17 protein-coding genes are annotated in these 17,224 nt (G+C 68.8%); 8 read left to right on the plus strand and 9 right to left on the minus strand.

The features are described from left to right. Nucleotides 1-55 precede the first annotated feature (55 nt). From MAA44156_RS15485 to pth, 6 genes are all read left to right on the plus strand, one after another. Nucleotides 56-1,036, plus strand: coding sequence for a ribose-phosphate diphosphokinase (locus MAA44156_RS15485; RefSeq protein WP_003877535.1), 981 nt, complete (start codon nt 56-58; stop codon nt 1,034-1,036). Further along, complete coding sequence (gene arsC, locus MAA44156_RS15490) at nt 1,037-1,384, plus strand: arsenate reductase (glutaredoxin) (RefSeq protein ID WP_009975291.1); 348 nt, start codon at nt 1,037-1,039, stop codon at nt 1,382-1,384. Further along, entirely contained in the window at nt 1,381-2,043 is a 663-nt protein-coding gene (locus tag MAA44156_RS15495; protein ID WP_009975292.1) for an LpqN/LpqT family lipoprotein, read from the plus strand. Before arsC ends, MAA44156_RS15495 begins: the two co-directional genes overlap by 4 nt. Before the next feature lie 42 nt (nt 2,044-2,085). After that, entirely contained in the window at nt 2,086-2,955 is an 870-nt protein-coding gene (locus MAA44156_RS15500; protein ID WP_009975293.1) for an oxidoreductase, read from the plus strand. Nucleotides 2,956-3,091: 136 nt separating this feature from the next. Continuing rightward, a complete protein-coding gene (locus tag MAA44156_RS15505) occupies nt 3,092-3,751 on the plus strand; it encodes a 50S ribosomal protein L25/general stress protein Ctc (RefSeq protein WP_003872743.1) in 660 nt (219 codons plus the stop codon). Between the two features lie 12 nt (nt 3,752-3,763). After that, a complete protein-coding gene (gene pth, locus MAA44156_RS15510) occupies nt 3,764-4,339 on the plus strand; it encodes an aminoacyl-tRNA hydrolase (protein WP_003872744.1) in 576 nt (191 codons plus the stop codon). Between the two features lie 74 nt (nt 4,340-4,413). Here pth and MAA44156_RS15515 read toward each other — a convergent pair whose 3' ends face one another. The 5 genes from MAA44156_RS15515 to MAA44156_RS15535 all read right to left on the minus strand — a co-directional run bounded on the left by MAA44156_RS15515 (nt 4,414) and on the right by MAA44156_RS15535 (nt 10,494). Further along, the gene (locus MAA44156_RS15515) at nt 4,414-6,048 is read right to left on the minus strand and encodes a fatty acyl-AMP ligase (protein ID WP_009975294.1); all 1,635 of its coding nucleotides are present in this window, start codon (nt 6,046-6,048) and stop codon (nt 4,414-4,416) included. 359 nt (nt 6,049-6,407) lie between these two features. Beyond that, nucleotides 6,408-7,358, minus strand: a complete 951-nt coding sequence (locus tag MAA44156_RS15520; protein WP_205590177.1) for a 4-(cytidine 5'-diphospho)-2-C-methyl-D-erythritol kinase — start codon at nt 7,356-7,358, stop codon at nt 6,408-6,410. 71 nt (nt 7,359-7,429) lie between these two features. Then, nucleotides 7,430-8,386: a 16S rRNA (adenine(1518)-N(6)/adenine(1519)-N(6))-dimethyltransferase RsmA gene (gene rsmA / locus MAA44156_RS15525; RefSeq protein ID WP_009975296.1), complete on the minus strand. Its 957-nt coding sequence runs from the start codon at nt 8,384-8,386 to the stop codon at nt 7,430-7,432. After that, nucleotides 8,350-9,477: a resuscitation-promoting factor gene (locus tag MAA44156_RS15530; RefSeq protein ID WP_033716354.1), complete on the minus strand. Its 1,128-nt coding sequence runs from the start codon at nt 9,475-9,477 to the stop codon at nt 8,350-8,352. The genes rsmA and MAA44156_RS15530 overlap by 37 nt, the downstream gene beginning before the upstream one ends. Before the next feature lie 162 nt (nt 9,478-9,639). Beyond that, complete coding sequence (locus tag MAA44156_RS15535; RefSeq protein WP_009975298.1) at nt 9,640-10,494, minus strand: TatD family hydrolase; 855 nt, start codon at nt 10,492-10,494, stop codon at nt 9,640-9,642. Nucleotides 10,495-10,513: 19 nt separating this feature from the next. Between MAA44156_RS15535 and metG the strand changes: the two genes are divergently transcribed. Both metG and MAA44156_RS15545 read left to right on the plus strand, forming a co-directional pair. Then, nucleotides 10,514-12,073: a methionine--tRNA ligase gene (gene metG / locus MAA44156_RS15540; protein ID WP_009975299.1), complete on the plus strand. Its 1,560-nt coding sequence runs from the start codon at nt 10,514-10,516 to the stop codon at nt 12,071-12,073. 94 nt (nt 12,074-12,167) lie between these two features. Further along, a complete protein-coding gene (locus MAA44156_RS15545; protein ID WP_009975300.1) occupies nt 12,168-12,530 on the plus strand; it encodes a PAS domain-containing protein in 363 nt (120 codons plus the stop codon). Here the strand turns inward: MAA44156_RS15545 and MAA44156_RS15550 are convergent. The 4 genes from MAA44156_RS15550 to MAA44156_RS15565 form a co-directional block, all read right to left on the minus strand. Next, nucleotides 12,527-13,543, minus strand: coding sequence for a polysaccharide deacetylase family protein (locus tag MAA44156_RS15550; RefSeq protein ID WP_009975301.1), 1,017 nt, complete (start codon nt 13,541-13,543; stop codon nt 12,527-12,529). The two genes, MAA44156_RS15545 and MAA44156_RS15550, sit on opposite strands and share 4 nt — an antisense overlap. Nucleotides 13,544-13,565: 22 nt before the next feature. Further along, on the minus strand, nt 13,566-15,578 hold the full coding sequence (locus tag MAA44156_RS15555) for a hypothetical protein (protein ID WP_009975303.1): 2,013 nt from the start codon (nt 15,576-15,578) through the stop codon (nt 13,566-13,568). Between the two features lie 97 nt (nt 15,579-15,675). Beyond that, entirely contained in the window at nt 15,676-16,371 is a 696-nt protein-coding gene (locus tag MAA44156_RS15560) for a TetR family transcriptional regulator (RefSeq protein WP_009975307.1), read from the minus strand. A 56-nt stretch (nt 16,372-16,427) separates the two neighbouring features. Continuing rightward, nucleotides 16,428-17,105: a TetR family transcriptional regulator gene (locus MAA44156_RS15565; protein ID WP_009975308.1), complete on the minus strand. Its 678-nt coding sequence runs from the start codon at nt 17,103-17,105 to the stop codon at nt 16,428-16,430. Nucleotides 17,106-17,224: the final 119 nt, after the last annotated feature.

Genomic DNA, 17,224 nt, shown 5'->3' on the forward strand with positions numbered 1-17,224 from the left:
CGATGGGGCCTTCTTTTGATCCTCATCTCGACCCCGACATGGCGAGGGCAGTGCGTTGAGCCACGACTGGACCGATAACCGCAAAAATCTGATGCTCTTCTCCGGTCGTGCGCACCCGGAGCTGGCCGAGCAGGTGGCCAAGGAACTCGACGTCCACGTCACCGCCCAGACCGCGCGCGAGTTCGCCAACGGCGAGATCTTCGTGCGGTTCCACGAATCGGTGCGCGGCTGCGACGCGTTCGTGCTGCAGTCCGCCCCGGCGCCGGTGAACAGCTGGCTGATGGAACAGCTGATCATGATCGACGCCCTCAAGCGGGGCAGCGCCAAGCGGATCACCGCGGTGATGCCGTTCTACCCGTACGCCCGCCAAGACAAGAAGCACCGCGGCCGCGAACCGATCTCGGCGCGCCTGGTCGCCGACCTGCTCAAGACCGCCGGCGCCGACCGGATCGTGACCGTCGACCTGCACACCGATCAGATCCAGGGCTTCTTCGACGGGCCGGTCGACCACATGCGCGGGCAGAACCTGCTCACGGGCTACATCCGCGACAACTACCCCGACGGCAACATGGTCGTCGTCTCCCCCGACTCCGGCCGGGTGCGCATCGCCGAGAAATGGGCCGACGCGCTGGGCGGCGTGCCGCTGGCCTTCATCCACAAGACCCGCGATCCGCGGGTGCCCAACCAGGTGGTGTCCAACCGCGTGGTGGGCGAGGTGGCCGGCCGGACCTGCGTGCTGATCGACGACATGATCGACACCGGCGGCACCATCGCCGGCGCGGTCAAGCTGCTGCGCGACGAGGGCGCCGGCGACGTGATCATCGCCGCGACCCACGGTGTGCTCTCCGATCCGGCCGCCGAGCGCCTGGCCTCCTGCGGCGCCCGGGAGGTGATCGTGACCAACACCCTGCCGATCGGCGAGGAAAAGCGGTTCCCGCAGCTGACGGTGCTGTCCATCGCGCCGCTACTGGCAAGCACCATCCGGGCGGTCTTCGAAAACGGTTCGGTCACAGGGCTTTTCGACGGGGACGCCTAGATGGCTCAGGGCGCGACCATCTACCACAACCCCCGCTGCAGCACCTCCCGCAAGACGTTGGAGTTGTTGCGCGACAACGGTTTCGAGCCGAGCATCGTCGAATACCTGAAGACCCCGCCGTCGCGCGCCGAACTGGTGAAGATGATCCGCGACGCCGGCATCGACGTGCGCACCGCGGTGCGCAAGCGCGAGTCGCTGTATGACGAGCTCAACCTGGCCGAGGCGTCCGACGAGCAGTTGCTCGACGCCATGATCGAACACCCGATTCTGATCGAACGGCCCTTCGTCGTCACGCCGAAGGGCACTCGGCTGGCCCGCCCGATCGACGCGGTCCGCGAGATTCTGTGAACCGACTCCGCGGCTGCGCGGCCGTCGCCGCGGCGGTTGCACTGGCCGTGGCCACCGCCGGCTGCGCACCGAAACCGCCCGACTACCAATCGATCCTGTCGAAGACGCCGACGACGACCACCACCACCACCAGCGCCACGGCGAAGCCGGTCCCGCTGTCGCAGTATCTGCAGAGCATCGGTGTCACCGGGCAGCAGGTGGCCCCGGCGTCGCTGCCGGATCTGACGGTGTCGATCCCGACCCCGCCGGGCTGGGCGCCGTTCAGCAGCCCGAACATCAGCCCGCAGACGGTGATGATCTCCAAGGGCGGCAAGTTCCCCACGGCGCGGCTGGTGGTCTTCAAGCTGAGCGGCGATTTCGACCCGGCCCAAGTCATCAAGCACGGCAACGACGACGCGCAGCTGTTCGAGAACTTCAAGCAGCTGGACGCGTCCGGCGCCCCGTACAACGGCTTTCCCTCGTCGATGATCCAGGGCAGCTACGACCTGGACGGCATGCGGCTGCACAGCTGGAACCGGATCGTCATCGCCACCGGATCGCCGCCGGCGCATCAGCGCTATCTGGTGCAGCTCACGATCACCAGCCTGGCCGATCAGGCCGCCGCGGAGTCGACCGACATCGAGGCGATCATCCACGGCTTCGTGGTGGCGGCGAAGTAGCCGCCCGGCGCCCGGCGGCCGCGGCGATTAGTGTTAGCAGCCATGACAGGCTGGACCGCCGCAGACCTACCGTCGTTCGCGCAGCGAACCGTCGTCATCACCGGCGCCAACAGCGGGTTGGGTGCGGTGACCGCCCGCGAGCTGGCGCGACGGGGGGCCACCGTCATCATGGCCGTGCGCGACACCCGCAAGGGCGAGGCGGCCGCGCGGACGATGGCCGGCCAGGTCGAGGTCCGCGAACTCGACCTGCAGGATCTGTCGTCGGTGCGCCGGTTCGCCGACGGGGTGAGCGGGGCCGACGTGCTGATCAACAACGCCGGCATCATGGCCGTCCCGTACGCGCTGACCGTCGACGGCTTCGAGAGCCAGATCGGCACCAACCACCTGGGCCATTTCGCGCTGACCAACCTGCTGCTGCCCCGGCTCACCGACCGCGTCGTGACGGTGTCGTCGATGGCGCACTGGCCGGGACGGATCAACCTCGAGGACCTGAACTGGCGGTCGCGCCGGTACTCGCCGTGGCTGGCCTACAGCCAGTCCAAGCTGGCCAACCTGCTGTTCACCAGCGAGCTGCAGCGCCGCCTGACGGCCGCCGGTTCCCCGCTGCGCGCGCTGGCCGCCCACCCCGGCTACTCGCACACCAACCTGCAGGGCGCCTCGGGCCGCAAGCTGGGCGACGCGCTGATGTCGGCGGCGACGCGGGTCGTCGCCACCGACGCCGATTTCGGCGCCCGGCAAACCCTGTACGCGGCGTCCCAGGATCTGCCCGGGGACACCTTCGTCGGCCCCCGCTTCGGTTACCTGGGCCGCACCCAACCGGTCGGACGCAGCCGGCGGGCCAAAGATGCCGGCATGGCGGCGGCGCTGTGGGCGCTCTCCGAGCAGCTCACCAAGACCGAATTTCCGCTCTGAGGTGCGCATGCGCTAACCTGGCCGGGCGTCACGGCGAGGGTGGCTGGCTGGCCAGCACCGTTATCGACGGAGACCGACGACTGTCGCGTCCTGGCCTTGCCCCGAACACAGCGCAACAGCACACAGGAGCGACACGATGGCCAAGCAAGCACTCAACCAACTGACGGCCGCGGTGCGAACCGAGACCGGCAAGGGCGCGTCCCGGCGGGCCCGCCGCGCCGGCAAGATCCCCGCCGTCCTCTACGGCCACGGCACCGATCCCCAGCACCTGGAGCTCCCCGGCCACGACTTCGCGGCCGTGCTGCGGCACGCCGGCACCAACGCGGTGCTCACCCTCGACATCGACGGCAAGGAACAGCTGGCGCTGACCAAGGCGCTCGACATCCACCCGATCCGCCGCACCATTCAGCACGCCGACCTGCTGGTGGTGCGCCGCGGCGAGAAGGTGGTCGTGGAGGTCACCGTCGTCATCGAGGGCGACGCCGCGCCCGGCTCGCTGGTCACCCAGGAGGCCAGCACCATCGAGATCGAGGCCGAGGCCCTCTCGATTCCCGAGCAGTTCACCGTGTCGGTCGAAGACGCCGAACCCGGCACCCAGTTCACCGCCGGGCAGATCGCCCTGCCCAAGGGCGTCAACCTGATCTCCGACCCGGAGTTGCTGGTGGTCAACGTGGTCAACGCCCCGACGGCCGAGGAACTCGCCGAGGAGGGCGCTGGCGAGGTCACCGAGGAGCCCGCGGCGGCCGAGGCGGAAGAGGCCGGCGAAGAAGAGGCCGCCGAAGCCGAGTCCGAGTAGGCGGGTCGCATCGTGGCCGAGCCGTTGCTGGTGGTCGGCCTGGGCAATCCCGGAGACAACTACGCCCGCACCCGGCACAACGTCGGGTTCATGGTCGCCGACCTGCTGGCGGCGCGGATGGGTTCGAAGTTCAAGGCGCACAAGCGGTCCGGCGCCGAGATCGTCAGCGGCCGGCTGGCCGGGCGCTCCGTGGTGGTGGCCAAGCCGCGCTGCTACATGAACGAATCCGGCCGCCAGGTCGGCCCGCTGGCGAAGTTCTATTCGGTGCCGCCGGGCGACATCATCGTCATCCACGACGATCTCGACTTGGACTTCGGCCGCATCCGGCTCAAGATCGGCGGCGGCGAGGGTGGCCACAACGGCCTGCGCTCAGTGGCAAACGCCTTGGGCAGCAAGGACTTTCAACGCGTCCGCATCGGAATCGGCCGCCCGCCGGGGCGCAAGGACCCGGCGGCCTTCGTGCTGGAGAACTTCACCAGCACCGAACGCGCCGACGTCCCGACCATCTGCGAGCAGGCCGCCGACGCCACCGAGTTGCTGATCGAACTGGGGCTCGAGCCCGCCCAGAACCGGGTGCACGCCTGGTAGCGCAGGAACCGCGAGCAGGCGCGAAAGCACCCGACACGCCGATGTTTTGGGTGCTTTTGTGTCTGCTCGCCTGACTAAGTCACCAGGGTGACGGAGTTGGAGCGCCGCAACTTGCCCGACGGCGTCTTGGGGATGGTCCCCGGGCCCAGCACCACCACGTTGCGCGGCCGCATGTCGACCTCGGCCACCACCTCGCGGGCGACCTGGTGCTCGATGCGACGCACCTCGGCCGGGTCCTGGAAGGCGTTGGACTCCACCGCCACCGCGAACGTCTCGCGGGAGTGGCCGGCGTCCAGGCGCACCGCCACCGCGCAACCGGGCCGCACCCCCTCCACACGGCAGGCGGCCCGCTCGATGTCGGTGGGATAGATGTTGCGGCCGGCCATGATGATGACGTCCTTGACCCGGCCGCACACCACCACGTGCCCCTCCTCGGTCAGGTAGCCGAGGTCGCCGGTGTCATACCAGCCGTTCTCGTCCTGGGCCGGGATGAAGCCGCCCATGGTGAGGTAGCCGGGCGTCACCGACTCGCCGCGCAGCTCGATGACGCCGACCCCGCGCGGCGGCATCACGTCGCCGTTCTCATCGACGATGCGCGCCTCCAGGTCCTGCAGCAGCGGGCCGAGCGTGGCCAGCCGGCGGGTGTTGCCCTTGGTGGCCGGCACGGCGCGGCGCAGGGCGGCCAGCAGGTCGGCGTCCACCTCGTCGACCACCAGGCCGGCGTTGCACTCCGAGAAGGACACGGCCAGCGTGGTTTCGGCCATGCCGTAGGCCGGCAGGATCGCCGACGGCTTGAGCCCGAACGGCTTGCCCGCGTCCAGCAGGTCCTCGACGTCGGCGGGTTCGACGGGCTCGGCGCCGGACAGCGCGAAGCGCAGCGTCGACAGGTCGAAGTCGCCGGGCTTGGCCTGCCGGCGCAGCCGCTTGGCCAGCAGCGCGTAGGCGAAGTTGGGCGCCGCGGTCATGGTGCCCTTGTACTTGTCGATCAGCTTGGCCCACAGCAGGGTGTCCCGCAGGAAGTCCATCGGGGTGACCTTGACCAGCTCGGCACCGAAGTACATCGGGATGGTCAGGAAGCCGACCATGCCCATGTCGTGGAAGCAGGGCAGCCAGCTGACCATGACGTCCTTGTCGACGTCGTACTGGGCGCCGATGAACATGGCCTCGGCGTTGGAGTAGATGTTGCGGTGGGTGATCTGCACGGCTTTGGGGGACCCGGTGGAGCCGGACGTCAGCTGCATCAGCGCCAGGTCGTCCTCGCCGACCTCGACCGGGTCGATCGGGTCCGACGCCAGCAGGTCGGCGACGGTGAGGACCTTGATGTCCTTCTCCTGCAGGACGGGGATGGCGACCAGGAAGGGCTCCGAGACGACGACGGCCGTCGCCTCGATCATGCCGATGACGTTCATGGTGTCCTCGGCCCACACCGCCAGGTCGGTGCGCGGGGTGGGCTGGTGCAGCATGGTCAGGCTGGCGCCGCGCATCCACAGGCCCTGCGCGGTCGGGGCGATCTCCACCGGGAAACCGGCCAGCACGCCGACCGCGTCACCCGGCCCGATGCCCGCGGCGGCCAGGCCGCCGGCGATGCGGCGGGCACGCTCGTGCACCTCGCCCCAGGTATGACGGACCGGGTTGTGGGGTTCACCGGTGACCATGCCCGTCTTCGCGGTCCGGACATTGCGGTACATCTTCTCGGTAAACCTGCTCACGAAAACCTCCTCGGTTCCAGCCCTGGCCCCAGCACCCGAAATCTCATGTTCCGCCCGCCGGGCCACCCCGCGACGCAGGCGGGTAAGCACAGTTCGGCGGCGGTTCGGTCTCGGATCGGTGATGCGTCGCCGGCCGCGGCAAAGACGCGGCGCCCGGTCGTCCGACAAGCGCGAATCGGGCCCGAAAAACCTTGTCGGGCCCGATTCATCAATCGTCCGCCGGAACGCCCGGCGGACGATGAGATTAAGTGTTTCTGCTCAACGCTTCCCGTCACCGCGGATTATCTTAAACTCCTCTTAGGGAAGCGCCAAACTAATGGCGAAATTGGGGCTCTTTTCACAGCCGCGCTGCTCGGGTGTCACACCTCGGTCGGTGCCGGGACCACGCGGGCACCGGCCACCGGTCCGCTGGCGACCCGCACCGTGCGGCACACCCCCACCCCGGACACCTCGGTGCCGACGTCCACGGCCGCGGCCGCCGACGGGCACAGGAAGGCACACGTCGGGCCGGAGCCCGACACGATGCCCGCCAGCGCGCCGGCCTGCACGCCGGCGCGCAGGGTGCGGCGCAGGCCGGGGTTCAGGCTCACCGCGGCGGCCTGCATTTCATTGCCCAACAGCGGCGCCAACTGGTCGGCGTCGCCGGCGGCCAGCGCGGCCAGCACCGGGCCCGGCCCGGGCAGCCGCGGCGGATCGCCCGCCCGCCGCAGCCGGTCCAGCTCGGCGAACACCTTGCGGGTCAGCAGCTCGCCGTCGGCGAACGCCAGCACCCAGTGAAAGGTGTTGCGGGACAACACCGTCGCCAGCTCCTCGCCGCGGCCGGTGCCCAGCGCGGTGCCGCCGTGCAACGCAAACGGCACGTCGCTGCCCAGCCGCGCGGCGAGCATGCGCAGATCGCGGCGGGGCACGTTGAGCTCCCACAGCGAGTTCATCGCGACCAGCACTGCCGCCGCGTCGGCGCTGCCGCCGGCCATCCCGCCGGCCACCGGGATGGACTTGTCGATCATGATCGACACGTCCGGCGCCCGGCCGACGTGTTCGGCCATCAGCTCGGCGGCCTGCCAGGCCAGGTTGCGTTCGTCGGTGGGCAGTTTGTCGGCGCCCTCGCCGACGATGTCGAGCGAGAGCACGTCGGCGTTGCGCACGGTCACCTCGTCGAGCAGCGAGACGGCCTGAAAAACCGTGGTCAGCTCGTGGTAGCCGTCCTCGCGGCGATCGCCGACGGCCAGGTAGAGGTTGACTTTTCCGGGCACCCGGACGGTGACCGACCCGGTGGGCACCCAAGCCGCGGCGGTGTTGCCGTCAGACATCGTTACCCACCGCAGCAGACTATCGCTGCCGGCCGCCTTGCACACGCATCGCGACCCGGGGCGTCCCGCGGTCAGCGGGCCGGGGCGCCCTGTCCGGCGGTCGGCGGGCTGGTTCCCTCGCGGTCGGTCCCGCCCCGATCGGCGGACCGCTGCAGCAGCCGGACGAAGTCGTCGATGGACAGCGTCTCGCCGCGGCGCGCCGGGTCGATGCTGGCGGCCAGCAGGCGATCCGCCGACTCGTTGCCCGAGCCGGCCCAGTCGACGAACGCGTTGCGGCAGGTCTTGCGCCGCTGGCCGAAGGCGATGTCCACCAACTCGAACACCTGCCGGCGGAAGGCCGGGTCGATGGGCCACGGCGAGGTCGGATAGCGGTCGATGCGCACCAGCCCCGAATACACCCGGGGAATCGGCCAGAACACCGTCGGCGACACCATGCCGCACCGGCGGACCCGGCCGAAGAAGCGGACCTTGACGCTGGGCACGCCGTACTCCTTGCCGCCCGGCTCGGCGGCCAGCCGTTCGGCCACCTCGGCCTGCACCATGACCGTCACCGTCCGGATGGACGGGAATTCGGCGAGCAGGTGCAGCAGGGCCGGGACCGCGACGTTGTAGGGCAGATTGGCCACCACCGCGGTCGGCGGCTCGGCCAGCTCGTCGCGGCGCAGCGTCAGCACGTCGCGGTTGAGCACGGTCAGGCGCTGGATTTCGCTGTGCGAGTGTTCGGCGACGGTGTGCGGCAACCGCTCGGCCAGCACCGGATCGATCTCCACGGCGGTGACGTGGGCGCCGCGGTCCAGCAACGCCAGCGTGAGCGAGCCAAGCCCGGGACCGACCTCCAGGACGTGGTCGGAGCGACTCACCCCGGACGTCGACACCACCCGGCGCACCGTGTTGGCGTCGTGCACGAAGTTCTGGCCGAGGGATTTCCGTGGCCGAAATTCAAGTTCTTTGGCCAGCCGCCTGATCTCGGTGCGCCCGAGGAGCCGGATGGTCAGCGCGCACCAGCTCTTCCGCTGCACACTGGCCACGCACCCCAACCCTGGCGCTCTCGGGTCACCTCGGCGACGGTGATCTGCTCTTCGCGGGTGGCCAGGTCGGCGCGCGGGGCGAACCGCAACCCGCCGTTGCGCTCCCACGTGCCCTGGTCGAACTGCACACCGCCGTAATACCCGTTACCGGTGTTGATCGCCCAGTTTCCGCCGGCTTCGCAGCCCGCGATGGCGTCCCAGATGGAGCCGTCGCTGATCGGCGGGACCTCGGTGCCGGGCTTGGTGCCGACCCGGACCACCGATTCGCGGGCCGGGGTGATCACCGTGTTGGCGATCGGCAGCCGGCCGGTCTCCACGCCGTTGACGGTGGCCACCGAGAAGGTGACGTCCTGCGTGCCCGGGCTGCCGGGATCCTCGACCACCTGGCGGCTCATGTTCATGTCCGGGTCTTCGATCCGGCGGGCGTTGGGCGGCAACGGCATGCGCTCGGTGACCTGCTGAATCCGGTTGCGGGTCACCTGGATCTCCATGCCGTCGACGATCGGCGCCGACGCCGGGGGCGCCACCTGGTCGCTTTCGGCCAGCGGCGCGCCGGCGGCGCTGAGCAGGCCCGCGACGTTGGGTGCCGCCAGATGCACGGTGCGCACGGCGCCGCCGTCGTTGATGCGCACCGTCTTGGCGCTGACGACGGGCAGGGCCATGCCGGCCAGCGGCACCCGGCTGCCGCGGTTGGCCGCGGCCGGGGCGGTATCTGTCATGGCCAGCTGGGCCAGCGCCTCGTCGACCGTGGAGGCCGTGGTCCACACCTGCTTGCTGTCGTGGCCGTCCAGGGAGATCTGCAGCGGGCGGCTGCGCCGCAGCACGATCTTGCCGGCGTCGTGCACCGCGACATCGGCGGCGGGGTACAGGTCGTCACGGTCGTCGACGACGAAGCCGTTCTCCTCGACGACGTCGATCACCTTGGACTTCATCGTGGTCACCCGCATGGCGACACCGTCGACGGTCAACGTCACCGTCTTGCACACCGAAACCGCGTATCCGCCCGCGAATGCCAGGACTACCAGCAGCCCCCCGACCACGAGCCGCAACATCGGCGAAGGGTTCTGATGAAGTTTTGTCAATACACTCAACGCGCGCTACCCAACCTCAGCAACCACTCACTCAGCGGCAATTCAGAAATGAAGGGCCCGCAGGCCCACCCGTTCGATCACAAGACGGTAACGAACCGGCCAATATTGGGCAACTCCGACGCGGCGATGTTAAAAGAATCACCCGTTCGCCGGCCCTGATCGTCAGGCCAGTCCGTACACCCGTCGAGCATTGTCCGTCGTCACCGCGGCCAGCTCTTCGGGGCGGCGATCCACCAGTTCGGCGATCGCCCGAACAGTATAAGGAAGGCAGTAGGGCTCATTGGCCCTCCCCCGGTGCGGGTGCGGGGTCAAAAACGGCGCATCCGTTTCCACCAGCAGCTGCCCGGGCGGTATCAACGGCACGGCTTCGCGCAGGGCGCGGGCGTTGCGGAAGCTCACGGTGCCGGACAGGCTCAGCAGCCAGCCGGCGTCCACGCAGCGGCGGGCCATGGCCGCATCCGACGAGAAGCAGTGGAAGATCACCACGTCCGGGGCACCCTCGGCGGCCAGCACGTCGAGCACCTCGGCGTCGGCCTCCCGGTTGTGGATCATCAGCGGTTTCCCGCACCGTTTGGCCAGATCGATATGCCAGGCGAAGGCCTCGCGCTGCACGGGCGGCTCGGCGCAGCCGTCCAGCCGCCCCGGCCAGTACAGGTCCATGCCGGTCTCCCCGACCGCCACCACCCGGGGGTGGGCCGCCAGCCGCTCGATCTCGGCGCGCGCCGCGTCGTCCAGCGCGTCGGCGCGGGTGGGATGCAGCGCCGTGGCCGCGTACACCCGCGGATCCCACTCCGCCGCGCGGGTGACCCAGCGCGCCGAGTCCAGATCGTCGGCGACGGTGACCACCGCCTGCACCCCCACCGCCGCCGCGCGGTCCACGATGGCCCGCACGCCGGCGGCTCCCGTCTCCGGTCCGGCGGCGCAGGCGTCGAGGTGGGTGTGGGCGTCGATCAGGGGCGCCAGCGGCTCCGGGGCGGGCGGGGCTTGTCGTTCTCGTCGGTTGGAGCTCACGCGCACACAATAAGGTGGACTCTCGATGAGGCCCTTCTACGTCACCACCGCGATCACGTACCCCAACGGCGACCCGCACGTCGGGCATGCCTACGAGTACATCGCCACCGATGCCATCGCCCGGTTCAAGCGGCTCGACGGCTTCGACGTGCGATTCCTGACCGGCACCGACGAGCACGGCCTCAAGATGGTCGAGACCGCGGCGGCCGAGGGCATCGACACGGCCGAGCTGGCCCGGCGCAATTCCGATGTGTTCCAGCGGCTGCAGGAGCGGTTGAACATCTCCTTCGACCGCTTCATCCGCACCACCGACCCCGATCATCACGAAGCGTCCAAGGCGATCTGGCGGCGGATGCAGGCGGCCGGCGACATCTACCTGGACAGCTATTCCGGTTGGTATTCGGTGCGCGACGAGCGGTTCTTCGTCGAATCGGAGACCAAGGTGCTCGACGACGGGACGCGGGTGGCCGCCGAAACCGGCGCCCCGCTGACCTGGACCGAGGAGCAAACGTATTTCTTCCGGCTGTCGGCCTACACCGACAAGCTGCTGGCCCACTACGAGGCGAACCCGGATTTCATCGCCCCCGAGGTGCGGCGCAACGAGGTGGTCAGCTTCGTCTCCGGCGGCCTGCGCGACCTGTCCATCTCGCGCACCTCGTTCGACTGGGGCGTCAAGGTGCCCGATCATCCCGACCACGTCATGTACGTCTGGGTCGACGCGCTCACCAACTACCTGACCGGGGTGGGATACCCGGACACCGAATCGGAGATGTTCCGCCGCTACTGGCCGGCCGACCTGCACATGATCGGCAAGGACATCATCCGGTTCCACACCGTGTACTGGCCGGCGTTTCTCATGTCGGCCGGAATCGAGCTGCCCCGAAGGGTTTTCGCGCACGGGTTTCTGCTCAACCGCGGCGAGAAGATGAGCAAGTCGGTGGGCAACATCGTCGACCCGATCACGCTGGTGGACACCTTCGGCGTCGACCAACTGCGCTACTTCCTGCTGCGCGAGGTGCCGTTCGGCCAGGACGGCAGCTACACCGAGGACGCGATCATCACCCGGATCAACACCGATCTGGCCAACGAGCTGGGCAACCTGGCGCAGCGCTCGTTGTCGATGATCGCCAAGAACCTGCACTCGGTGGTGCCCGAACCCGGTGACTTCACCGGCGACGACCGTGAACTGCTGCAGACGGCCGACGGTTTGTTGCCGCGGGTGCGCGCCAGTTCCGACTCGCAGGCGATGCACCTGGGCCTGGAAGCGATCTGGCTGATGCTCGGTGAGGCCAACAAGTACTTCTCGGCGCAACAGCCGTGGGTGTTGCGCAAGAGCGAGTCCGAGGCGGATCAGACCCGGTTCCGCACCGTCTTGTACGTCACCTGCGAGGTGGTCCGCATCGCCGCGCTGCTGGTGCAGCCCGTCATGCCCGAATCGGCCGGCAAGCTGCTGGATCTGCTGGGGCAGGGCCAAGATCGGCGGGCGTTCGACGCGCTGGGCGCGCGGCTGGCTCCGGGTACGGTGCTGCCGCCTCCGACCGGTGTGTTTCCCCGCTACCAGGCGGAGTCGGAGAAAGTCGATTGAGCGGCGTTGGACGAAAGCCTCCAACCCAACCTGTGCCATAGACCATAATCGGCTCGTGGAACGACGCCAGAACCGGCAACACAGCCAATCGCCGATGACCACCCTCAGGGAGCTGCCCGCACTGGTCGTGCTGGAGCGGATCCCGGTTCCCGTGCTGGCCATCGCGGGTGACGGCAGTATCTTGTTCGCCAACACCGCATTTGCCGACATGCTGGGCTACCAGCCCCAGGAGGCACTGGCGCTGCGCTTCGAGCAGATCTTCCATCACGCCCCGGCGTCGGAGTCGCTGTTGGCGACGGTGCATGCGCTGGCGAACATGGTGGTCGAACTGGCGCACCGGGACGGGTCGGTGGTTCGCGCGATGATGAGCAAGTCGGCGGTGATGCGCGCCGACGACCAGTTCGCCCTGGCCGCGTTCCAGGACCTGACCGAACAGCTTTGGGAAGAGGCGCGCTAACGGCGCCGCAGTCCGCCGGAGACCAGCAGCTTGAAGTAGTTCAACGACGCGTCGCCGCCCACCGCCAACCGCGGTAACGCCAGCGGGTCGCAGCTCCGGTCGGCGAATCCCGGTGCGGTGGACAGCGCCCAGCGCACCCCGCGGGCCCGCAACACGTCCTTGGCCCGCTCGTCGAAATCCTGCAACCGGCCGTTGGGGTAGGCGAAAACCGTTGGCGGCGAGCCTGTCTCACGCTCGATGACGGCGCACGACTCGGTGATCTCCCGGTGCAGTTTGGCGTCATCGCAACGGGCCAGGATCGGGTGGGTCACCGTGTGCGGATACAGCGTCACCAGCGGGTCGGCGGCCAATTGGCGGGCTTGCTCCCAGCTGAGCATCCGGAACGGCCCGCCGTCGCCGTCGTCGTGATGGCCGAGCGCGCAGAGGATCTCGTCCAGCGCCGCGATGCGCCGCGGGTCGGGCAGGTTTTTCAGTTTCTCGACCACCACCGTATAGGCCGCGCCGCGCTCGATGTTGCTTTTCAGCGGGCGGGTTCCCAATCCCCATGGTGTCAAGTCGATTTCGCGTGCCGGGCTGCGGGCGATGGCCAGCCAGAGCCGGTCGGGCCACAGCGTTCGGTCGGTGCCGATCGGGCCGGTCGCCAAGAACACCGCCGCGGGCAGCTCCAGCTCGCGCAGCACCGGCATCGCGTGGGTCGCCAGGTTGCGGGTGCCGTCGTCGAAGGTGATCGCCAGGGCCCGCGGCGGCAGCGTCCCGCCGGCCAGCCGGTCCAGGGCATCCTCGAGGGCGAGCACGTTGAAATGCGCGCGCACGTACCGCAATTGGCGGCGAAACAGCGCGGCGCCCGACACGTGCCAGCAGGGCGGCAACGGCGGTCGGTCTTCCACCCCGTGGAACATCAGGATGGCGAGTGCGTCGCGGTGTCGCCGCCGGCCCAGCGCGTCGACCCCGGCGGCGCACAGCAATGCGGCCGCCGCGTTCTTGACGGTCGCGCGCGTCGCGATGGCTCTCAAGCGTGCCCTCGGGGCCGAAACCCTAGCGGCGCAGCCATGATTCGCGTCGCACCCGCCACAGGATCACCCCGGCGCCGACGACGGCCACCGCCAGCCAGCCCGCGCCGAACCACCACAGCCAGTCCAGGTCGGAGTGATGCCCGGCGCCCGCGGCGGACGCACCGGCGGCCAGCGGCGGATGGTCGACGGTGACCGGATCCTGCCCGGGCACCGACACCACCGCGACGCCGTTGAGCCGCTGCCAGTGCTTGTCGGTGTCGCTCTTGAGCCACCGGATCAGCTCGTCGAGCTGCCCGGCCGCGCCGTTGGACGTCGCGATCAGCAGCGACCTGCCGTGGTGGAAAACCATTTGCAGAGAAGCGAATCGCAGCACCGGGTCCAAGGTGAGCTTGGTGGGCTTGTCGCCGGAGTTGACGGCGTTGACGGTGATCGGGCCGCTGGGCCCGGCGGCCACCGGCAGCGTCACGTCGGACTGGTTCCACCCGTCGGCCGAGATCAGCAGCGCCGGATTCGACGAGTCGATCGCTTGTTTGACGGTGGTGACGGTGGTGTCGATCGGTATCGCGCTGATCCGCTGCAGGCCCACCAGGAGATCGAGCGCGCGCACCGTGTCGACGAACGAGTGCTCGGCGATGCCGACCTGCAGGCGGGGCAACAGCGATTGGGGCATCGACTGGAACCCGTCCGGCACCGGCGGCGCGGCCGGGCTGCTCTGGATGACGCTGTCGCCGTTGATGTTCAGCGTCAGCAGTTGGTTGCCGGGGCCGGCGGTGTAGAAGTCTCCGCAATGCCCGACGTTGCTCGCGACGTCGAGAACCAGGTCCAGGCTGGTGTAGCGCTGCAGCAGCCGATCGGGCACGTCGACCCAGCGGTCGATGGTGCCGTGGCCGTCGGTCGGCCAGTGGTCGATGGTCTCCCGGCCGACCGTGACGGCGATCTGGCCGGCGATGTTGCTCGGCGTCGGCGTGTACGAACCCTGCAGATGCACCCGCACCGAATGCACGGATCTGCCGAAGCGGGTCTGGTCCAGCCCGATCGAGACCCGGGGCTGCAGCGACGTCGCGTTGACGACCGACTGGCCCAGTTCGCGCAAAGTGGCGCTGTCCGAAGGCAATTGGGGCTTGGGCTTGGGTGATTCCACCGCGACCTTGGACGCCAGGGCCATATCCGACAGGTCGCTGAACAGCAGGGCGGTGTCCGATTCGTCGGTGCGGTTCAGCGGCCCCGAGACCAGCAACCACGGCACCCCGGCGGAGCCCTGCAACGAAAGCCCGTTGTCCGGGCCCTCTTTGATGACGACCTGGCGTTCCAGCGATTGCGGCGGCGCCGGCGGAGCCGCCTGCCCTTCCTGCAATGGGACCACCACGATGTCGGGAGCCTGCTTGCCGTAGTGCGCGGCGGCGGCGGTGGCCAGCTGAATCGCCGTGTCGGACTCCGCCGTCGACGGCGATTGCGGCAGATAGATGGTCAGCTTGCGCAGCACCGGCGGCAGGAAGTGGGACACCGTGGTGGGCGGCAGCTCGGTGCCGGTGTAGTTGACGGTCCCGTTGACCAGCCGCAGCGGGCTCTCCGGGTACAGGCAGTAGCCGTCCAACGGCACCAGGTAGGCCCGCAACGTCACGTTCAGCCAATTGCCGGTCACCTCGGCCCCGTTCAGCGGGACGACCAGCGGCGCCTGGTCGGTGGTGGGCAGGTTCAGCCTGGCGATGGTGCGCTCCCCCTGGGTGACGGTGAGCAACCCGGACCGCAGGTTGATCGGCAGTTCCACCGTCGCGTTCAGCGCGGTCGGGGTCAGCCCGTGCAGCACCGGCAGCGACAACTGCTGGGTGCTGGTCAGCCCCCAGAATTCCAGGGTGGACGACGACCCGAGGTCGGGCATCGACAGCGTCGTGGTGGTGGTGGTCGTGCTCGCCGTCGAGTCCGAGGGGGCGCTCGGATCGGCGGGCGCGGCCCAGGATTCCGGGACACTGTTCACCAAGAATCCGACGACACCGGCCAGTGCGATTACCCGGCCGAGGGATTTCCGCAACTTCACCGGAACAGTATGCATTGTTGAAAGCGCTTCAACCCCAATAACGGAAATGCGATCGTGACGACCGAAGCGGCACCCGGGCAACGGCTCTCGCCGAAGGCTATTCGCCTTCCGGTTCCGCGCCGGGGTTGGCTGTGGCGTGGCGCATTCCCTCGCGGCGCAGGAATTGCTCGAAATACGGCAGCGATGCCTGCGAGACGATGCCGGGCAGCAGCAGGCTCCAGATCTGGTGCAACCGCGCGGTGGGGTCGCCGATGATGTCACCGATTCGGCCGTGACCGGAAATGGTGCTCGCTATCAACCGGGCCCCGAATATGGTGCCCATCAGCGACGCGCTCAGCACGTCGGGGTCGATGTCGTCGCGCAGGTCGCCTTCCTTGATCGCCCGCCGCGCCTCCTGCGCCGTTTCCAGCACCAAATTCGCGTAGAAGCGCGATGCCGCACCGTTGAATCCGCTTAGCGCGGTGGCCAATTGCGCTGCGGCGCGCACCATTTTGTCCGACCGCAAAACCTCGACGATGGTGAAGGTGCCGTGCACCAGGTTTTCCAGCCCCGGCGACGATGACCCGCACACGTTGCGGAACGCACTGAGCAGCCGGTCGGAGCCCTCCTCGATGATGTTGGACGCCAACGATTCTTTGGAATCGAAGTGGTGATACAGGGCGCCCTTGGTCATGCCGGTCCGCTCGATGATGGTGCTCCACCCGGCCGCGGCGTAACCGACCTCGCCGAAGACTTCGATCGCCGAGTCCAGGATCTTCTGCCGGGTGGCCTCAGACCGAACTTGGCGGGCCATCGCCCCCGCACCCCCGCAGGCTCGTCGGATGTGCAGACCGCGCGTCGGCCCGGCTGCTAGGACTCGTCATCATCGGTTGCACTGGTGTTGATCGCGAGGGCAGCACGCCTGCGCAGGAACTGTTGAAAGTACTCGGTGCGGTCCGGCTGCAGGATCCCGGTGAGCAGCAGCGACCAGCACTTCTCCAGATCACGCAGGAACCGTTCCGGGTCGTCCAGGTTGCTGGTCTTGCGCAGCCCCATGTGCAGCGACACCATCAACCGGCCGATGTCCTGCGGATCGCAGTGCTCGTTGATGTCGCCCTCGCCCTTGGCCTGCTCGGCCACCCGGGCCAGGGCCTTGATCCACCGGTCGAACAGCTTCTCCTGCAACCCGTCGGACAGCCCGACCGACTCCATCAGGTTGAGCCCGGACCGGACCAGGTCCGTCTTGATGTCCTTGACGGCGATCAGATAGGAGAAGTCGATCAGCGTCTCCAGGCCGGAGAGCCCGCGGGTCAGCAGGTCCTGCACGGCGACGGCGCCGCTGGCGGTCTGGCTCTCGATGATCGCGACCGCTAGCGCGTGCTTCGACTTGAAGTGGAAGTACATCGCGCCCTTGGTCAGCTCGGCCTCGGCGAGGATGTCGTCGAGGCCGACGTCGTGGTAGGGCCGCCGGGCGAACTGGTGCGATGCGGCCCGCAGGATCTGTTGCCGGGTCGCATCCGCTCGTCCGTCGGTCGAATGGGTGGTCATCGTGTTCGAAAGCTCGGCTCCCCTGTGGGGGCGGTGATGAGGCACGCGTTCCTGCCGGGCCCGGCGCCGCGGGCCGTGGCGCCGGCCGTCGCGTTGACGACGCCGTTGCTCGAGCAGGG

This window comes from Mycobacterium avium subsp. avium (assembly GCF_009741445.1).
Classification (GTDB): domain Bacteria; phylum Actinomycetota; class Actinomycetes; order Mycobacteriales; family Mycobacteriaceae; genus Mycobacterium; species Mycobacterium avium.

Bases quoted from the DNA above. Each gene is read 5' to 3' on its own strand.
- MAA44156_RS15565 (WP_009975308.1), bottom strand. From the start codon at position 17,105: ATGACCACCCATTCGACCGACGGACGAGCGGATGCGACCCGGCAACAG.
- MAA44156_RS15505 (WP_003872743.1), top strand. From the start codon at position 3,092: ATGGCCAAGCAAGCACTCAACCAACTGACGGCCGCGGTGCGAACCGAG.
- metG (WP_009975299.1), top strand. From the start codon at position 10,514: ATGAGGCCCTTCTACGTCACCACCGCGATCACGTACCCCAACGGCGAC.
- MAA44156_RS15545 (WP_009975300.1), top strand. From the start codon at position 12,168: ATGACCACCCTCAGGGAGCTGCCCGCACTGGTCGTGCTGGAGCGGATC.
- MAA44156_RS15560 (WP_009975307.1), bottom strand. From the start codon at position 16,371: ATGGCCCGCCAAGTTCGGTCTGAGGCCACCCGGCAGAAGATCCTGGAC.
- MAA44156_RS15520 (WP_205590177.1), bottom strand. From the start codon at position 7,358: ATGTCTGACGGCAACACCGCCGCGGCTTGGGTGCCCACCGGGTCGGTC.
- MAA44156_RS15500 (WP_009975293.1), top strand. From the start codon at position 2,086: ATGACAGGCTGGACCGCCGCAGACCTACCGTCGTTCGCGCAGCGAACC.
- arsC (WP_009975291.1), top strand. From the start codon at position 1,037: ATGGCTCAGGGCGCGACCATCTACCACAACCCCCGCTGCAGCACCTCC.